The sequence below is a fragment of the Micromonospora inyonensis genome, from assembly GCF_900091415.1.
Classification (GTDB): Bacteria; Actinomycetota; Actinomycetes; order Mycobacteriales; family Micromonosporaceae; genus Micromonospora; species Micromonospora inyonensis.
Genome location: NZ_FMHU01000001.1, coordinates 1,098,965 through 1,114,166, shown reverse-complemented (window position 1 = coordinate 1,114,166; position 15,202 = coordinate 1,098,965). Strand labels below are relative to the sequence as shown.

19 protein-coding genes, 1 tRNA gene and 1 other RNA gene are annotated in these 15,202 nt (G+C 72.5%); 9 read left to right on the top strand and 12 right to left on the bottom strand.

The features are described 5' to 3' along the window. Positions 1 to 165: 165 nt before the first annotated feature. The 4 genes from GA0074694_RS31420 to GA0074694_RS31415 are packed head-to-tail and all read left to right on the top strand — an operon-like array spanning position 166 to position 1,881. Positions 166 to 318 carry a hypothetical protein gene (locus GA0074694_RS31420; RefSeq protein WP_176737784.1) on the top strand — a complete coding sequence of 51 codons (153 nt, stop codon included), beginning with the start codon at positions 166 to 168 and terminating at the stop codon, positions 316 to 318. After that, entirely contained in the window at positions 318 to 1,142 is an 825-nt protein-coding gene (locus GA0074694_RS04995; RefSeq protein WP_091453131.1) for a hypothetical protein, read from the top strand. Before GA0074694_RS31420 ends, GA0074694_RS04995 begins: the two co-directional genes overlap by 1 nt. Positions 1,143 to 1,147: 5 nt before the next feature. Next, entirely contained in the window at positions 1,148 to 1,606 is a 459-nt protein-coding gene (locus GA0074694_RS04990) for a hypothetical protein (protein ID WP_091453129.1), read from the top strand. 11 nt (positions 1,607 to 1,617) lie between these two features. Then, on the top strand, positions 1,618 to 1,881 hold the full coding sequence (locus tag GA0074694_RS31415; RefSeq protein ID WP_176737783.1) for a hypothetical protein: 264 nt from the start codon (positions 1,618 to 1,620) through the stop codon (positions 1,879 to 1,881). 63 nt (positions 1,882 to 1,944) lie between these two features. On the opposite strand, the gene GA0074694_RS04980 is transcribed toward GA0074694_RS31415, so the two are convergent. From GA0074694_RS04980 to GA0074694_RS04970, 4 genes are all read right to left on the bottom strand, one after another. Beyond that, on the bottom strand, positions 1,945 to 3,336 hold the full coding sequence (locus tag GA0074694_RS04980) for a hypothetical protein (RefSeq protein ID WP_091453123.1): 1,392 nt from the start codon (positions 3,334 to 3,336) through the stop codon (positions 1,945 to 1,947). Next, a complete protein-coding gene (locus GA0074694_RS04975) occupies positions 3,333 to 3,935 on the bottom strand; it encodes a helix-turn-helix domain-containing protein (protein ID WP_176737782.1) in 603 nt (200 codons plus the stop codon). Before GA0074694_RS04975 ends, GA0074694_RS04980 begins: the two co-directional genes overlap by 4 nt. Then, positions 3,932 to 4,099 (bottom strand): hypothetical protein, encoded by a 168-nt coding sequence (locus GA0074694_RS31410; RefSeq protein WP_176737781.1) that lies wholly within the window; start codon positions 4,097 to 4,099, stop codon positions 3,932 to 3,934. Before GA0074694_RS31410 ends, GA0074694_RS04975 begins: the two co-directional genes overlap by 4 nt. A gap of 85 nt (positions 4,100 to 4,184) precedes the next feature. After that, complete coding sequence (locus GA0074694_RS04970; RefSeq protein ID WP_091453118.1) at positions 4,185 to 4,409, bottom strand: hypothetical protein; 225 nt, start codon at positions 4,407 to 4,409, stop codon at positions 4,185 to 4,187. Between the two features lie 104 nt (positions 4,410 to 4,513). Between GA0074694_RS04970 and GA0074694_RS31405 the strand changes: the two genes are divergently transcribed. Beyond that, positions 4,514 to 4,654 carry a hypothetical protein gene (locus GA0074694_RS31405; RefSeq protein ID WP_176737780.1) on the top strand — a complete coding sequence of 47 codons (141 nt, stop codon included), beginning with the start codon at positions 4,514 to 4,516 and terminating at the stop codon, positions 4,652 to 4,654. A 234-nt stretch (positions 4,655 to 4,888) separates the two neighbouring features. Here GA0074694_RS31405 and GA0074694_RS04965 read toward each other — a convergent pair whose 3' ends face one another. The 6 genes from GA0074694_RS04965 to GA0074694_RS04950 all read right to left on the bottom strand — a co-directional run bounded on the left by GA0074694_RS04965 (position 4,889) and on the right by GA0074694_RS04950 (position 9,226). Then, the gene (locus GA0074694_RS04965) at positions 4,889 to 5,356 is read right to left on the bottom strand and encodes a DUF5956 family protein (RefSeq protein WP_091453115.1); all 468 of its coding nucleotides are present in this window, start codon (positions 5,354 to 5,356) and stop codon (positions 4,889 to 4,891) included. Between the two features lie 74 nt (positions 5,357 to 5,430). Further along, positions 5,431 to 6,201, bottom strand: a complete 771-nt coding sequence (locus tag GA0074694_RS04960; protein ID WP_091453112.1) for a hypothetical protein — start codon at positions 6,199 to 6,201, stop codon at positions 5,431 to 5,433. A 114-nt stretch (positions 6,202 to 6,315) separates the two neighbouring features. Then, positions 6,316 to 6,480, bottom strand: coding sequence for a hypothetical protein (locus GA0074694_RS31400; protein WP_176737722.1), 165 nt, complete (start codon positions 6,478 to 6,480; stop codon positions 6,316 to 6,318). After that, on the bottom strand, positions 6,480 to 7,673 hold the full coding sequence (locus GA0074694_RS04955) for a helix-turn-helix domain-containing protein (RefSeq protein ID WP_176737779.1): 1,194 nt from the start codon (positions 7,671 to 7,673) through the stop codon (positions 6,480 to 6,482). Before GA0074694_RS04955 ends, GA0074694_RS31400 begins: the two co-directional genes overlap by 1 nt. After that, positions 7,663 to 7,830: a hypothetical protein gene (locus GA0074694_RS31395; RefSeq protein WP_176737778.1), complete on the bottom strand. Its 168-nt coding sequence runs from the start codon at positions 7,828 to 7,830 to the stop codon at positions 7,663 to 7,665. Before GA0074694_RS31395 ends, GA0074694_RS04955 begins: the two co-directional genes overlap by 11 nt. Positions 7,831 to 8,050: 220 nt before the next feature. Then, positions 8,051 to 9,226, bottom strand: a complete 1,176-nt coding sequence (locus tag GA0074694_RS04950; protein ID WP_091453108.1) for a helix-turn-helix domain-containing protein — start codon at positions 9,224 to 9,226, stop codon at positions 8,051 to 8,053. 431 nt (positions 9,227 to 9,657) lie between these two features. Here GA0074694_RS04950 and GA0074694_RS04945 point away from each other — a divergent pair, with 431 nt between their 5' ends. Beyond that, positions 9,658 to 10,098, top strand: a complete 441-nt coding sequence (locus tag GA0074694_RS04945) for a hypothetical protein (RefSeq protein WP_091453105.1) — start codon at positions 9,658 to 9,660, stop codon at positions 10,096 to 10,098. 82 nt (positions 10,099 to 10,180) lie between these two features. On the opposite strand, the gene GA0074694_RS04940 is transcribed toward GA0074694_RS04945, so the two are convergent. Next, positions 10,181 to 10,265: transfer RNA gene (locus GA0074694_RS04940), tRNA-Ser, on the bottom strand. 81 nt (positions 10,266 to 10,346) lie between these two features. On the opposite strand from GA0074694_RS04940, the gene ffs reads away from it, so the two are divergent. From ffs to GA0074694_RS04925, 3 genes are all read left to right on the top strand, one after another. Beyond that, positions 10,347 to 10,437, top strand: an RNA gene (ffs, locus tag GA0074694_RS04935) — signal recognition particle sRNA small type. A 112-nt stretch (positions 10,438 to 10,549) separates the two neighbouring features. After that, a complete protein-coding gene (locus tag GA0074694_RS04930) occupies positions 10,550 to 13,072 on the top strand; it encodes a DNA polymerase III subunit gamma and tau (RefSeq protein WP_091453102.1) in 2,523 nt (840 codons plus the stop codon). Positions 13,073 to 13,214: 142 nt separating this feature from the next. Next, positions 13,215 to 14,132, top strand: a complete 918-nt coding sequence (locus tag GA0074694_RS04925; RefSeq protein WP_091453098.1) for an IS5 family transposase — start codon at positions 13,215 to 13,217, stop codon at positions 14,130 to 14,132. Positions 14,133 to 14,140: 8 nt separating this feature from the next. Here the strand turns inward: GA0074694_RS04925 and GA0074694_RS04920 are convergent, their stop codons facing one another. Continuing rightward, positions 14,141 to 15,202: a DUF2332 domain-containing protein gene (locus GA0074694_RS04920; RefSeq protein ID WP_091453095.1), complete on the bottom strand. Its 1,062-nt coding sequence runs from the start codon at positions 15,200 to 15,202 to the stop codon at positions 14,141 to 14,143.

Sequence of the window (15,202 nt, the reverse complement as noted above, 5' to 3'; positions counted from 1 at the left end):
CGTCACCCCACCGATGACCCCGGCGGCCGCGAGCGCGACGAACCCGACAGCCAACTGCTTTCTCAGTCCATTCACGACGTTCAGTGTGCCCTACCCGAGCACGCCGACCGACCCGGCCCATCGACCCCTGACCAATACCCGACACCCACGCGACGGAGGAGAACCATGCCCGAGCCCGACCAGCCACGCATCGTCATCACCCCCGGCATCGACGAGGACCCGGACGAGATCAGCGGGGACGCCGTCGACGAGCGCGACGTCCTCGGCGAGTACGCCCCCCTCGCCGACCCGGCCGCACACCAGTACGGCAACGCCTGATGGCCCCGGCGTGGGCGCTGGTGGCGTGGATCATCCAGCTGCGGCGAGAGCTGGAGGAAATCGCGCCACGCCGAGACAAAACCAGCGACGGCACGATCGGCGACCAGGCACACCAGGACTCGAAGTCGGGGCACAACCCCGACGAGTCGGGCCGCTCGGAGCGCACGGACGCCGACAGCAAGAACGAGGTCAGAGCGTTCGACATCGACGCCGACCTCAACGTGCCCGGCCTAACGATGCAGATGCTCGTCGCGCACCTGGTCGGCCGGTGCCGAGCCGGCCTGGAACGCCGGCTGATCTACATCATCTACCGCGGCGTGATCTGGGCGGCGTCCTCCGGGTGGGAGGCCCGGACCTACGCCGGCAGCAACCCGCACAACGAGCACGCGCACCTGTCCGGACACCCGGACGGAGACGAAGACGGCCGCCCCTTCGGGCTTGCAGCACTCATGGAAGGAACGGCAATGACCCCCCAGCAATTCGTCAAGATCCTCCAGGACCCCACGGTGTCGAAGTTGATGCGCGCCCTGCCCTGGCAGTACACCGGCGGCGGCATCCCCGCTGGCCTGAGCACCCTCAACGTGCTCAACACGATCCTGTCCGGCGTGGCCGCCGACGACACCGACAAGGTGGTGGCCGAGATCCGCGCCCAGGGCGAGCAGACCCGACGCGAGACGCTCGCCTACCTCCAGCAGATCGCCCCGACCCTCGCCCAGGCCGTCGCCACGGAGCTGGGCCCCGAGGTCACCGCCACCGAGATCGGCGAGGCCCTCGCCCGCGAGTTCGCCCAGCTGCTCGGCCAGGCCGTCCCCGCCGCGAAGTAGGCCCTGTGGACACCGGCGTGCTGATCGCGGTGGTCACATCGGCTGGCGTGGTCGGTGCCGGTGCCACGGGCACCATCGTCGCGCACATCCTCGGCCGGCGGCTCCGCGCGGCGCAGATCAAGCAAACCGAGGCACAGGCCGAGCAGCTCAAGGTGCAGACCGCTCTCGTGAGGCAGGACATCTACCAGCAGCTCACCGATGATTTGCGGAACGAGTTGGCCCGCGTCAAGGCCGACCTAGACACCACCCGCGAATCGCTGCGAATCACCTCCGCCGAGGAAGAGCGGCTCCGCACCCGGGTGCTGGAACTGGAGTCCCGCGTCGCCGAGCTGGCCAGCGTCCGCGAAGAGAGGGACCGGCTCCGCATCGACCTGGCCGCCCGCGACGCCACGATCCAGGAGCTGCAGCGCCAGGTCGGCGACCTCAAGGTGCAGCTCGCCCTTACCAACAGCCCCACCACCTGATCGGAGGACCGATGGAGCCTACCCAAACCCGCCACCCGTGGCGGGCCACCGCCCGGACCGTGTTCGCCGCCGGCGTCGGCGCGCTGACCCTGCTGCCCACCGTGGCGGTCACCGCCGGCGTCGACACCGTCCCGGCCGTCGCCCAAAGCGTGACCGTCGCGGCCGCCGTCACCCGGGTGCTGGCGGTCCCCGGCGTCGATGCCTGGCTCCGTACGTACGTGCCGTGGCTCGCCGCCGCGCCGGCCCCATCGGCTGGCGACGACCGCACGTACTGACCGGCGTCCGAGCCGTGCCCCCGTCCTCCCACGGAAGGGCGGGGGCACGTCGTCGTGTTCGGACTACTTCGGCCCGGCGGCGCGCTTCCACCGGTTCGCGGTCGCCACGTGCACACCCGTCGCCTTCGCCAGGTCCCGGCCGAGCGGCGCGCGTCCGTGCTCGGCCACAAACCGGTCGTACGCCTCGGCCAGCCGAGCCGCCGTCCGGGGCGACACCGGCGGACGTCCGTCGCCGCCGGGCGCGTCGTCGAGGCCGGGTAACGGCGGCGCGTCGACCCTCTGCGCACCGGTCCGCGCATCCGGTGCATCCGTCTGCGCACAGTGCTGCGCAGCTTCCACCGGCGCAGGATGCGCAGCGGGCGCAGGGCGGCGCACGTGCGCAGGCTCGTGCGTCGCGTCAACGAGGTCCCACAACCCGCCCGCGCGCAGGTCGATCCACCGGCGTGGGTCGCGGTCGGCTGCCGCGATCCGGGCGGCGCCGGCACCGTACCGGTCACGGATGCCGCGCATCCTCTCGCGCACCTCGGCGCACGCCTGGATGTCCGGGTCGTCGAGGCTCACCGGCTCCGGCGTGGGCTCGGCTGGCGCAGCCTGGGCGCGCAAGTCCAGCCCGCGCAGCACGGCCAGGGCGGTGCGCAGCCGGCCGCCAGGCAGTGCGGCGAGGCGCGCGGCCCGCTCGGCGTGGTAGCCGGTCCACGCCTCGCGCGGGTCGCGCACGCTGTGCTCGATCGACCAGCGCTGCGCACGCCAGGTGCGGACAGGGAAGGCGCGCTTCCGCCGTCGGTCGAACGTTGCGCCGGTCTCGTCGCGCAGCTCCTGGCGCAGCAACTGCATGTCGTGTGCCCGGCGGGTGTGCAGGCCCCACAACCAGGGAGACAGCAACGACGCCATACCGCTGCCGACGGCGAACGGCGTTGGCGTCCAGCCCTCGTCGTCGAAATGGCTGTAGTTGACGACCGCCACCACGGCCGCGATGCCGTACGCGCGCCGGCGCATCGCCGCGGCGGTGCTCGGCGAGTCGTTGAGCAACGCGTCGTGCGCATGCCAGTTTACATAAAGCGAGATCGATTCCACGGTGGCGGCGTAGACGACCGCGACCAGCAGCCGCGCCAGCACCGGCCACGCCGCCGGCGTCCTGGTGAACCCATACGCTGCCTGACCACCGATGGCGGCGAGGTTGACCAGCAGCAGCGGCCCGACCGTGCGCACCACGCTGGCGAGCGCACGCCGGCGGGCACGGCGCTGCGCACGGGCCTTCGCCAGTGCCTTGCGCCTGCGCTTCTCGGCGCGGGCCCGATCGCGCTCGGCACGGCGTTCCTCGGCCCGGTCAGCGGCGGCCCGCTCACGCTGGAGCGCGTCGAGCTGGCGGGCCCGGTCGACGTCGGCGCGGACCTCGGCGGAGCGGGCGGCGGCGATCTCCTCGGCGGTCAGCCGGGGGCGGGTCAGCAGCTTCACCGCACGCCTCCGCCGTTCTGCTCGCCGCGGCACGGGCCGCAGTTGTGGAGGGGCTGCCCCTCGTGACCAGGCTTCTGGCACTTCGCCGTGCCGGTGGGCGGCGGGAGCGCAGCTCCTCGCCGCTCCGGGTACGACGGACGCTGAGACTCGGTCCTGGATCGCTTGAACTGCCACCAGGCCAGGCGGCCGTGCTCATCGCGAGGTGCGGACCCGGACCCCTTCCCCTTCAAACTCTCTTCACCACTTCGGGTGACAGCCAGGGTGGCACCCTCGGCGGCCGAATCTGACACCTCGGCGCGCTGGTTTGTCACCCCCGGGCCCGTGGTCGTCACCCCTCGGACGGCGGCGACGACGAGCCGGTACGTGCGGGTGGCGCGGCCGGCGACGTGGCGCCAGACGATCCGGCCGAGGTTGATGAGTCGGGCGATGGACCGTTGGACGGTGCGCTCGGAGCAGTCGGCGTACTCGGCGATCGTGGCGACCGACGGCCAGGCGTCGCCGGCCTTGTTCATGTGGGCGGCGATGGCGACCAGGACGCCGCGATCGGTCTTGCTGAGGCCCTTGCTGGCGAGCAGGGCCGCCTTGACGTGCTGGCTCACCGGGCACCCCCGGCGGTCAGCGCGGTGGCGACGGTCGGACGACCGAGGGCGGCGCTGGTCAGCAGGGCAGCCCGGAGCCCGGAGGCGGGGCCGGCGTAGCTGGCCACCCCACGCCGGGTCGGGGTGGTGTGCGCGCAGGAGCGCGCGTCAGCGATGATGTGCACGGGTCGACTCCTAGACAGTCGATCAAGGGCCCGGCCGGTGTTACCAGCACCGCGTCCGGGCCCGACTTGTTGTCGGGTGGGTGGGTCAGGCGTTACCGCTGCGCCGCAGCTCGCGCTCGATTCGGGCGTTCTCCCGGCGCAGCGCCTCCTCGACGTACGCGGTCATCGAGAACTTCTCACCGCGCAGCTCGGCGAGCTGGCGGCCGAGTTCCTCGGCGCGGTCCCAGGTGGCTCCGAGCCGGATGTTCCGCTTCGGCGTGACTCCGGTGGCCGGTCGGCCCCGACGCTTGGGCGGTTCCTGATCTCCCATGCCGAAACTGTACCACAAAAAACGTTCACCACAAGGCTTGCGTCGACACACTCGACCGCCCTATTATTGTGGTACACAAAGCGGCAAGGGTGAGGGGAAACGAGATGAGCAGGGACGAGATCAGCAACCGGATCGTCGAACTGTTGGTGCGCGGCCTCCGCTACCGGGACGCCCACATGCAGGCCCACCGGGAGGCCAACACCGCAGCCGCTAACGCCTGGCACGCCAGCCCCGCCGCCGAGTAGATCAACGGCCACCGCCCCCGCCGAGCTGGCGGGGGCGGTGCGGTGTCCGGGCCCGGACTGCCGGTGCCTGCCGACCGAGCCGCCCCACCGCCCCGCAGGTGTGGCCGGCGGCTGGAGGGTGACCGCGCCGACCTGGCCAGCGTGCCGGCCCCGCTTCCTCGAGGCAACCCGGCCGGGTCCGGTTGTGGATAACTTCCGACCTGTGGACAAGGCCCCACCGTCCGCCGCGCTGTGCTACCTGCCGGCGTAGACGTCCTCAAGGACCTCGCGAATCCGCGGAGCGAACTGCGCCGGCCGCACATGGTCGGCCGGCAGTTGCCCCACCGCCCTGATGACTGCGGACTCGACCTGCTCGCCGCTGTAGCCGTCCGGCAGCCGCAGGAACCACCGGTACCCGGTCGGCCGATCCGGGATACCGGCGTCACGCAGGTAGTCGTTGACCCCGTCGTCGATAACCTGCTGGTCCTCAGGGGACCGAGGCCGGACCGTCCGAGTGTCCCCGGCCGGGCCGGTGCACTCCTCGATGGTCATGTGGGGGAGACGGTCCGGGGACCGCACGAGCCGTCCTGCGCCACTCAACCACCCGATGAGGGCCCCCAGCCCGTTGTCGGTCAGCTCGTGGTAGCTGCCACCGGCGGGCGGGTCCGGCCAGGTGGGGACCTCGTCCCACCCGCTCATCGGGGTACCCGGCTGGCTGTTCACGCTGCCTCCCACGAGACGATGGGCCGGCGTCGACCGCGCCGACCCCGACCCATCATCCCAGCCCAGCCCGCCGATTAGGGGAAGTAACAGGGATTGGCGAGGTTGCTCGGGCACGTCCATTTCATCGTCCGCAGCGGCGCGGCGATGTAGAACGGGTACCCGGTGGGGATGAAGTTCGCGGTGACCTCAGCGAAGTAGGGGTTCGCGTTGTTCAGCTTGTTGCCAAGCACCGTGCCGGAGTTCCAGCGCCAGGTGCCGGCGCTGATGAGTGGCCCCCCGGCGTAGTGGTCACCGCAGTTGTTGTCCGGCAAGTTGTTCCGGTCCTCCCGGCACCGCACGTACACGTCGTTGAAGTCGAGGCTCGGCCCCGAATCCCAGATCAACGCGAGCCCGTGGTTGGCGTACCGGCCGTTCATGTTGGTGCGAATCACCAGGTCGTAGGTGCCGATCACGCCGGACTGGTTCCCGTACGCCGCGTTGCCCTTCGTCTCGGACGCACCCGAGTTGATCCAGCGACGGCAGATGCTCCCCGTCTCGCACCAGGTGTCCCAGTCGTCGGTCACGCCCTCGCCCGCCGTGGCGGCCGGCTCCGACGAGACGATCGGCTGTTCGATCGGCGTGTAGACGGGCGGTTGCGGCTCGCCCTGGTCATTCACGTCGACCTCCACCAGCATCTCGCTGGTGCAGGTCCAGATGTCCGCGCCTCGGCTCAACGCGAGACTGACACAAGCCTCGGGCTGCGGTTCGGTTGCCGGGGCCAGGCCGGCACTGGCGGGTGTAGGGGCGTGCAGGATGGCGATGGTCAGGGCGGCCAGTGCCGCTCCGATGGATCTGATGGCGCTCAAGTTGTCCTCCGTGACGGTGTGAACCGGGCTTGCTGCGCTGTGCCGGGTGGTGATCGCGGGTGAGCGGTACCGGACTCGGGGGGCCGCGGCACCGGTGGTCGCGGATGGCCGGCGTCATCGCGGCGCCCTCGACGAGTCAACCCGAGCCAGGTGGCGGCGCACCTTGCAGTCGGGCACCCGGCACACTCGGCACCGGCCGTCCCGGCCGGGCTGGTGGTACCGCACGGACAGCAGCAACCGGTTGCGGATCTGCGCCAGGGACAGGAACGGTGCGGTCATCACGCGACTCCCAGAGTGGTGGCCAGCCGGGTCACGGTCGGCGGGACGTCGGGGCAGCGCACCACCCTGGCCAGCACGTCCCGCGCGGCCGGCCGGTCCATCTCGGCCGGGGCGAGCCGGCCGGCGTCGACCAGGGCGCGACCAGCGGCGGCCGGATCGTCGGCTTGGAGGTAGGCGCGGGCGGCGTCGACGAGATGCCCGGCCCGGTGCTCGACTGGCAGGCACTGCCAGCCGTACTGCGTGGTCGCCTTCTCGTGCCAGGCGACCGCGTCACGTTCGCCCAGCTCGATCGCCGCCGTGACCCGGGCCAGGTCGACAGCCGTCGGCCCGAACGCGGTCCGGTGGTGGTCGTGGCCGTCGCCCACCCGGGCGGCCATGTCGGCGGCCTCGTCGATCAGCTCGACGGTGGTGCAGTCGTCCCCGTCGCGGGCGGCGGCCAGGGCGGCCTGTACCAGCAGCGTGCCGCAGAGGGACAGCTCGGGTGGAGTGCCGTACTCGATCACGGGCGGGGCGATCCGGTACGCGGCGGCCAGCACCGCCGACATCGCCGCCCGCCCCCGGCCGGCCGCGCGCAGGGCGTGGCCGAGCTGCACGGCCGCGGTGGCCACCAGCACCGGGTCGCCTGTGGCCACCGCCATGGCCCGGTCGGCGGCGAGCCACGCAAGGTCCGCCTCGCCGAGCTTTACCAGCAGGGAGGCGGTGATCCGGTACGCCTCCACCAGCGGCGCCCGGCCCGACACCGGACCGTGGGCGTGGGTGCGCTGCGCGGTGCCCAGCAGGTCCGGAAGCAGCGCGATCAGCTGGGGATACCGGGCACGCTGGTAGGTGATCCAGGCGTGCTCGACCCGGCCGGCCAGCTCGCCGGCGGGCACCACGGCGAGCGGCGCGCCCGGTCGGGCCAGCGCGACCTCGTACGTCGACAGCGCGGCCCGGATCCGGTCGACGGCGTCGACCCGCTCAGTGGCGCTGTCCGGCTGGGCGTCCCGGCCGAGCAGCACCGCGGTGTCGATGCGCAGGACGGCGGCGATGTCCTGGATGGTGGAGACCTTGTCGAGCGAGCGGACACCCCGCTCCACCTTATCGACCCAGCTCTTCGACTTGCCGAGCCTGTCGGCGAACACCTGCTGGGACATCTTGCGCCGCATGCGCCACTGGGCGACGCGCCGGCCGATGGGCAGTTCGTCAACGTCCACGGCGCCACCGCCGGTCGGGTACGGCCCGGGTCACGTCGTCAACGGGCACCCGGTCATCTTCGGCGAGTGCGAGGATCCGTTGCTTCGCCGCCTCACGTTCCGCCTGGTCGATCTGCTCGCCCCGGTTCGGTGCCGGGTTCTGCTGTGCGCCGTCCACCTGCGCCCCTCTGTGAGGGGGCGCGGCGGCGGGTGCTCTTGGAAGGACCGACCACCGCCGCGCCCGGCTGGCGGGCGCGACCGCGGCCATTACCACCGAAGCTGACGGAGATCGCCTGATCACGCCCTGTCACGGACGCTATCGGCGGTCAGGTGTAGTGGAGTGGGACAGGGCGTCCTAGTTGGACAGCAACCGGCCAGTCAGGCAGGTACCGGACGTCCTACCTAGGCACGCCCATGCGGTCGGCGAGGGCCGCCAGCCCGGGGAGCCGCTGCCGGTGCCGGCGCGGGAGCAGCTCGGCCACGATCGTGTGAGCGAGTGTCTGATGGAGCAGCAGCTCCGGCGTGAGTGCTTCGACCCGCCGGAGAGTGTCCACCGCGTCCTGGGATCGCCAGTCCATCGTCTGCGCCCACGCCACGTTGAGCAGGTACCGGGCGTGCATCGCGGTCGGAGCCGCCTCCGGGTGCTCCACCTGGTCGGCTAGCCGAATAGCGCGGCGCGGCTGGCCGCCCGAGACCGCCACGTCCACCGCCTTCATCCGAGCCACCGTCGGCCCGAACGCCCGGCCGACGTACCGCGTGGCCTGGTCGTGGCCCATCCGGGACGCCGCTGCGCCGACGAGGCCGAGTAGCTCGGTCGCCTCAGCCTGCCGCCCGGATCGGGCCACCGCTGTGGTGCCGTACCGGAGCAGCTCGCCCCACAGTGCAACCTGGTCGACGGATGACCGGGACAGCGTCGGCTCCACGGAGGCCGCAGCCGTAATCGCCACGTGTTCCGCCTCGGACCAGAGGCCCTGTCGGGACAGCACCCAGGACCGGGTGGCCTGTTGTGCGGCGTGGAGCAGGTGGTCCCCGCTGGCCTCGGCCGCGCGTCCGGCCTCAGTCAGCGCCAGATGGGCCAGGTCTTCATGCGCGAGGTGGGCGAGCAGGCTCCCAGTGAGCTGGAGGGCGCTGGCGAGCAGCGCGTGGTCGGCGGGCCGGCCGTCACGGGTGAGCGCGCGGGCCTGGTCGACACGGTCTGGCAGCTGTCGGGCGAGGTGCGCGTACCGCCCTGACCAGTACGCCGACCAGAGGTCGTCGATGGCGGCGGTCTGGGCTGCCCGGGTGGGCGGGTCCTGGTGGTCCGGGCGTAGACCGAGCACCGCCCGGCGGATCGCGCCGATCTCCCCGTCCTCCGCGCCGGCGGCCAGGCCGCGCGGCTTGCCGAGCAGCTCGGCGGGCGTGACGTCGAGCGCGTGAGCAAGCGCGGCCACGGACTCCAAGCGGGCGCTTTTCCTCTGGCCCTGCTCTAGCTTCGAGACCAGGTCGACGCTGACGCCGGCGGCGGCGGCCAGCTCGCGTTGCGACATGCCGCGTCTACCCCGGATCTTGGCGATCTGGCGGCCGAGACTGTCCATGGGGTTCCTCCCAGGTAGAGGGCTGGGCGGCGGCCCGCCGGCCTCTACCCCGGCGGGCCGCCACTTCGGACGGTACGTCGGAAAATCCGCTTGAGTGCAACGTCTTGGTGACCGTTTCGACCTGGTGGGCCGGGATCTCTTGCGCGATGCGTGAAATCAGTCAGCGGAGCGCGCTGCGAAGGGATTGCCAGTGATGTATCAGATTGATCACCGAGCGTGCGTCACTCCCGATCGTTGCGGCTTCGGTCCCGCAGCGGGTTTTCACGCTCTGTGTGTTCCATAGCGTGAAGATCGTGCATCGTCAACTAGTTGCGCGCTGGTCGAGGTGATGGCCCCCGCCAGTGGGGACGTGGCGGATCGGTACGGGTGTTTCAATGACTCACCGCTGTGAGTTGATCACTGTAAGGACTCATCCACCCAGGAGTGCGCCCATGCGTATCCATCCCTCCCCGCGTACCACAGGCATCGGCTGCATTGGAGCCGGCTGTCTGACTGCCGGCGTCACGGCCATCGAGGCAAGCCTCCTGGCCGCGATGGTGGCTGCCGCCCTCCTGCCAGTCGGCATGCTGCTCGTGGCTGTCGTCGATTCGTATGATCGCCGCCTTCGGGCGGTGCTGGACGAAGTGCGGCATCATCTCGGTGTGATCGACATGATGGCGGCGGACATTGAGGCAGACGAGGAGCGCCACGCCCTGGAGGTGAGGCAGGCATACCAGCGCGGAAGGGCCGAAGCCACTAGTCGGGCGCTGGTGGAGCAGGAGCGGGCGGTCCGTGAGGCCGAGGCGCGCGGCTACGTCGCCGGCGTCCGCAAGCGGTTGGCCGAGGTGTCCCGGATCCCTCGACGCTCGCGCCCGGGGCACCAGCGCGGCTGACTTCCCCTACCTGTCCCCTAAAGATCGTCAGGCCCGGTCCAAAGACCGGGCCTGACCTGCTTCAACGCTTACCAATCTCCAGCGGAGGATACGAGATTCGAACTCGTGAGGGTGTGAACCCAACACGCTTTCCAAGCGTGCGCCCTAGGCCTCTAGGCGAATCCTCCGTCGAACAGGATACAGGTCCCGTCCGGCTCGTTCACCCCACCACCCCCTGAAGATCGTCCGGGGGTCGGGTACGCTTGGTGCACCCCCCGTGCGGCGTGCATCTCGTGAACCTCCCCAGGGCCGGAAGGCAGCAAGGATAAGCGGGCTCTGACGGGTGCACGGGGGGCCTTTCTGTCTCCGGTGCCCGATAGCGTCTCCCTCCGATCGGCGTCCGGCCGGCGGGGTGGGTGGTCACCCGTGGCAGGCCGGCGCAGAATGGCTCGGTCGAGAGGAGGCGGGACGGGTGGCACTGGCGCTCTACCGCAAGTACCGGCCGCGCACGTTCGCGGAGGTCATCGGGCAGGAGCACGTGACCGAGCCGCTGTCGCAGGCGCTGCGCAGCGGTCGACTCAACCACGCGTACCTCTTCTCCGGCCCCCGGGGCTGCGGCAAGACCTCCAGCGCGCGGATCCTGGCCCGCTCGCTCAACTGCGAGCAGGGCCCCACCCCGGAGCCGTGCGGTCAGTGCGGCTCCTGCCGGTCGCTGACCAGCGACGGCGCCGGCTCGATCGACGTCATCGAGATCGACGCGGCCAGCCACGGCGGCGTGGACGACGCCCGCGAACTGCGCGAGAAGGCGTTCTTCGCCCCGGCCAACAGCCGCTTCAAGATCTACGTAATCGACGAGGCGCACATGGTCTCGTCGGCCGGCTTCAACGCCCTGCTCAAGCTGGTCGAGGAGCCCCCGGAGTACGTCAAGTTCATCTTCGCGACCACCGAGCCGGAGAAGGTCCTCGGCACGATCAAGTCGCGGACCCACCACTACCCGTTCCGGCTGATCCCGCCGAAGACGCTCCGGCCGTACCTGGAGCAGTTGTGCGAGTCGGAGGGGGTCACGGTCGACCCGGCGGTCTTCCCGCTGGTGGTGCGGGCCGGCGGTGGCAGCGCCCGGGACAGCCTCTCCGTGCTCGACCAGCTCATCGCCGGGGCGGGACCGGAGGGGGTCAGCTACGCCCGGGCCGCCGCCCTGCTCGGCGTCACCGACGCCGCGCTGATCGACGAGATGTGCGACGCCCTGGCGGCCGGGGACGGCGCGGCGGCGTACGCCACCGTCGACCGGGTGGCCGAGGCCGGGCACGACCCCCGTCGGTTCGCCTCGGACCTGCTCGAACGCCTCCGCGACCTGATCGTGCTCCAGCAGGTGCCGGACGCCGCCGACAAGGGCCTGATCGACGGCCCGGCCGACCAGATCGAGCGGATGACCGCCCAGGCCCAACGGCTCGGCCCGGCGACGCTGTCCCGATGTGCCGACATCGTGCACAACGGTCTGGTCGAGATGCGCGGCGCCACCGCCCCCCGGCTGCTGCTGGAGCTGATCTGCGCCCGGATGCTCCTGCCCGGTGTCGACGACTCCGCCGGTGGCCTGCTGCAACGCCTGGAGCGGATGGAACGCCGGCTCACCCTGGGTGTCCCCGCCTCCGGTCCGGCCGTCGACGTCGCGCCGGCCCACCCCGGGCCCACCGCGCCGGCCCGCCCGGAAGCCGCACCCGCCCCGGTGGCTCCGGTGACCGACCGGGGCGCACCTGCGCCGTCGCGGGGCACTGCTGCGGAACGCGTTCCGGCGGCTGGCGTCGACCGGGTGCCGACCACCGCCGCCCCTGAGCCGGCCGCGCCGCACCGGACGGTGCCACCGGAGGCGGTGATGCCGGATCCGGCCACCCCCGCCCCGCCTCGCCCCGACGCCCCGCCCTCCGGGACGGTCGACGCGGTCTCGGTCCGCCGGGTCTGGGGCGACGTCGTCGGCAAGGTCAACCGGAGCCACAAGAAGATCGCCGCGCTGATGCGCGACGCGGTCGTCCGTGACCTGGACGGTGACACCCTGGTGCTGACCGTGAAGTCGGCGGTCCTGGCCAGGATGTTGACCGACCACGCCCAGGTGATCGCCGACGCGCTCTACGAGGAACTGGGCGGACGCTGGCAGATCCGGTGCGAGGTGGCCGGTGAGCGGGGCGGTTCCCGGGCACCCGCCGCGCCGTCCCGGCCGGCTGCCGCACCGCCGCCCCCCGCCCGGCCCGCCGCGCCGCCACCGGCGGCCCGACCGGCTGCTCCGGAGCGGTCCGACGCGGCGTCACCCGCCCACCCCGCGGGGGCCGGCGGTGGGTCGGCGGCTGCTGCGGGACCTGGTGGCGACGACCGGGCCGAGGAGGACTGGCCGGAGCCGGCCCGCCCGGGTGGTGCCGCGCCCGGTGGGGCCGGGGACTGGCCGGAGCCCGCGCGTCCCGGTGGGACCGCCACGTCGCCGGACGCCCCGGCCGGGCGGCCCGAACCGGCCACCCCGGGTGGAACCGGCACGCCGCCGGCACCGTCCCGGACGACCGACGGCACCGCGCCGGCGGCCCGGTCCGCCGCGCCCGCGCCGACGCCCGCCGCACCGTCGGCTGGCGGCGCTCCGGTGAGCAGTGCGCTCGCCGCCGCGCGGGCCGCCGCAGCCGGACGGGGTACGCGCACCGAGGCACCGGCGCGGAAGACCGCGGACAGCGAGTTCGCCGGGGAGCCGCCCTACGATCCGGACTTCGACGGCCCGCTGCGCGGCGGCCGGGGGAGCGCGACGGCGGGCCGGGCGAACGGAACCGTCGGCCGGGGGGCGTCGGGGAGCGCCGTCGGGCAGCCGGCCGCCCCGAGCTTCGAGGGCTTCGATCCGGGGGACGAACCGCTCGACGACGTGATCGACGAGAAGACCGCCCGGCAGTCCAGTGAGGAGCAGGCGGTGCAGCTGCTCCGTGAGGTGTTCGGCGCGGAGAAGATCGACGAGGTCGACGCCCGGTAGGCGCGGCCCGCTAGGCCGTGTGTCATAAGTGCCCGTGGTCCTGGCTGTGAGGTAGATCGGCTGGGCGTGTCGGTGATCGATACGCGGTGAGGTCTCCGGTAGATGGGTTATCGACCAAGACAACCATCTGCACGGAGACCTCGTGGCCAGCGTAGCGGTGACGAGGCGGCACGACCTGACTGACGCGCAGTTTGCGGTGTTGGAGCCGCTGCTGCCCAGACCGAAGAAGGCAGGTCGACCGCCGAAGTGGAGCAAGCGGCAGCTCATTGACGGGATCAGGTGGCGGGTCCGCACGGGTGCGCCGTGGCGGGACGTGCCGGACTGCTACGGGCACTGGCGCACGGTGTACGGGCTGTACCGGCGCTGGCAGCGGGCCGGTGTGTGGGCGCGGATCCTGGCCGGGTTGCAGGGTAGGGCCGACGCGGTCGGGTTGATCACCTGGGACGTGAGCGTGGACTCCACGATCGCCCGGGCGCATCAGCACGCCGCCGGTGCCCGCCGGGACAGTCACACGCAGGTCGAGCCGCCGGGCGGCAGTGACGCCGTCGAGCCGGCCGATCACGCGCTGGGCCGCTCGCGTGGCGGTCTGACGACGAAGCTGCACCTGGCCTGCGAGCAGGGCCGCATGGTGCTGGCGTTTGTCATCACCGGTGGGCAGCGCGGCGACAGCCCGCAGTTCACCACGGTGCTGCACCGCATCCGGGTGCCTCGCCTCGGCGTCGGCCGACCCCGGTGCCGGCCGGACCGGGTCCTGGCCGACAAGGCGTACAGCAGCAAGGCCAACCGGAGCTACCTGCGCCGGCGCGGCATCGGCTGCGTCATCCCGGTCAAGGCCGACCAGGCCGCGAACCGACGCAAGAAGGGCTCGGCGGGTGGCCGTCCACCCGCCTTCGACCCCAGCGCATACCGGCAGCGTCACGCCGTGGAGTGCGGCATCAACCTGCTCAAACAGCACCGTGCCGTGGCCACCCGATACGACAAGCTCGCCGTGCGGTACGAAGCCACCGCCACCATCAGCATGATCGACATCTGGCTCCGACGCCTCGAACGGCACTTATGACACACGGCCTAGGGCAGCCAGGCGGGCAGGCCGTGCGGGTGGGCGTCGGCGAGCAGCCGTTCCGGCCGGTCGTCGAGCCGTACCCGCAGCTGGAAGCGGGCGGGGTCCGCCCGGCCCGGCTCGAACGACACGTGCGCGACCGGCGCGCCACCGCCGGCCAGCCGGTCGATCTCGGCGCTGACCCGCCGCCACTCGTCGGCCGGCACGTACTGCCGCATCACCGAGTGCCAGATCACGGTCAGCGTGCCCGGACGGGGATCGACACCGGCGAGGAAGTCGGCGGCACCGCTGGCCTCCACCCGCGCCGGTAGGCGTCCGGCCAGCTCCAGTGCGCCGGCCAGCCGCGTCGCGCGGGCGGTGTGCTCCGGCCAGAGGTACGCCCGCAGCGCGAGCGCGTCCGCCGGGTCGGCCGGGTCGAGCGGGTCGGGGTCGCAGCCCAGCCGTTCCACCACGGTCACCTCCGGGTACGCCCCGGCGGCGTCCCGGAGCCAGCCGGGCACCGGGCCCCGCCAGGCGTCGGGTAGCCGGACCGGGGAGTCGGCCGGTCCCCAGGCGAAGCCGTCCGCCTCCACCCGGAACCGGTCGGCGCGCAGGTTCAGCCCGCCGCTCGCGCCCAGCTCGACCAGGCGCACCGGCAGGGCGCCCCGCTCGCCGAGGGCGTACAGCAGACCGGTGAGCAGCAGGTTCGCCCGGCCGACCTCGTTGGTCTGCGGCGGGCGGCGCAGCCACTGCCGCAGCGGGCCCGGCGATCCGGCGACGATGTCCCGGAACGCCGCCCAGCAGGCGTCCGCGTCCCGGGGCCGGTACGCCCCACCGGCACTCGGGTAGTACCGGGCCAGCTCCGGGGCGGCCCCGGTGAGCACCAGGGCGTGCACCCCGCCGAGCAGGCGCACCGACACGAGCGCGTCAACGGGCGCGTCCTCGTACCCCCGGATGACGGTGGCGCACGGCCCGCCGGCCCGGACGTCGGCGGCAGCCCGGACGAGCAGGTCGGCGTAGAGCCCGGCGGCCATCCGCGCGCATGCGCGGGCCTGCTGTTCCATGGCTGCGGCGGCCTGCTCCCGGGACAT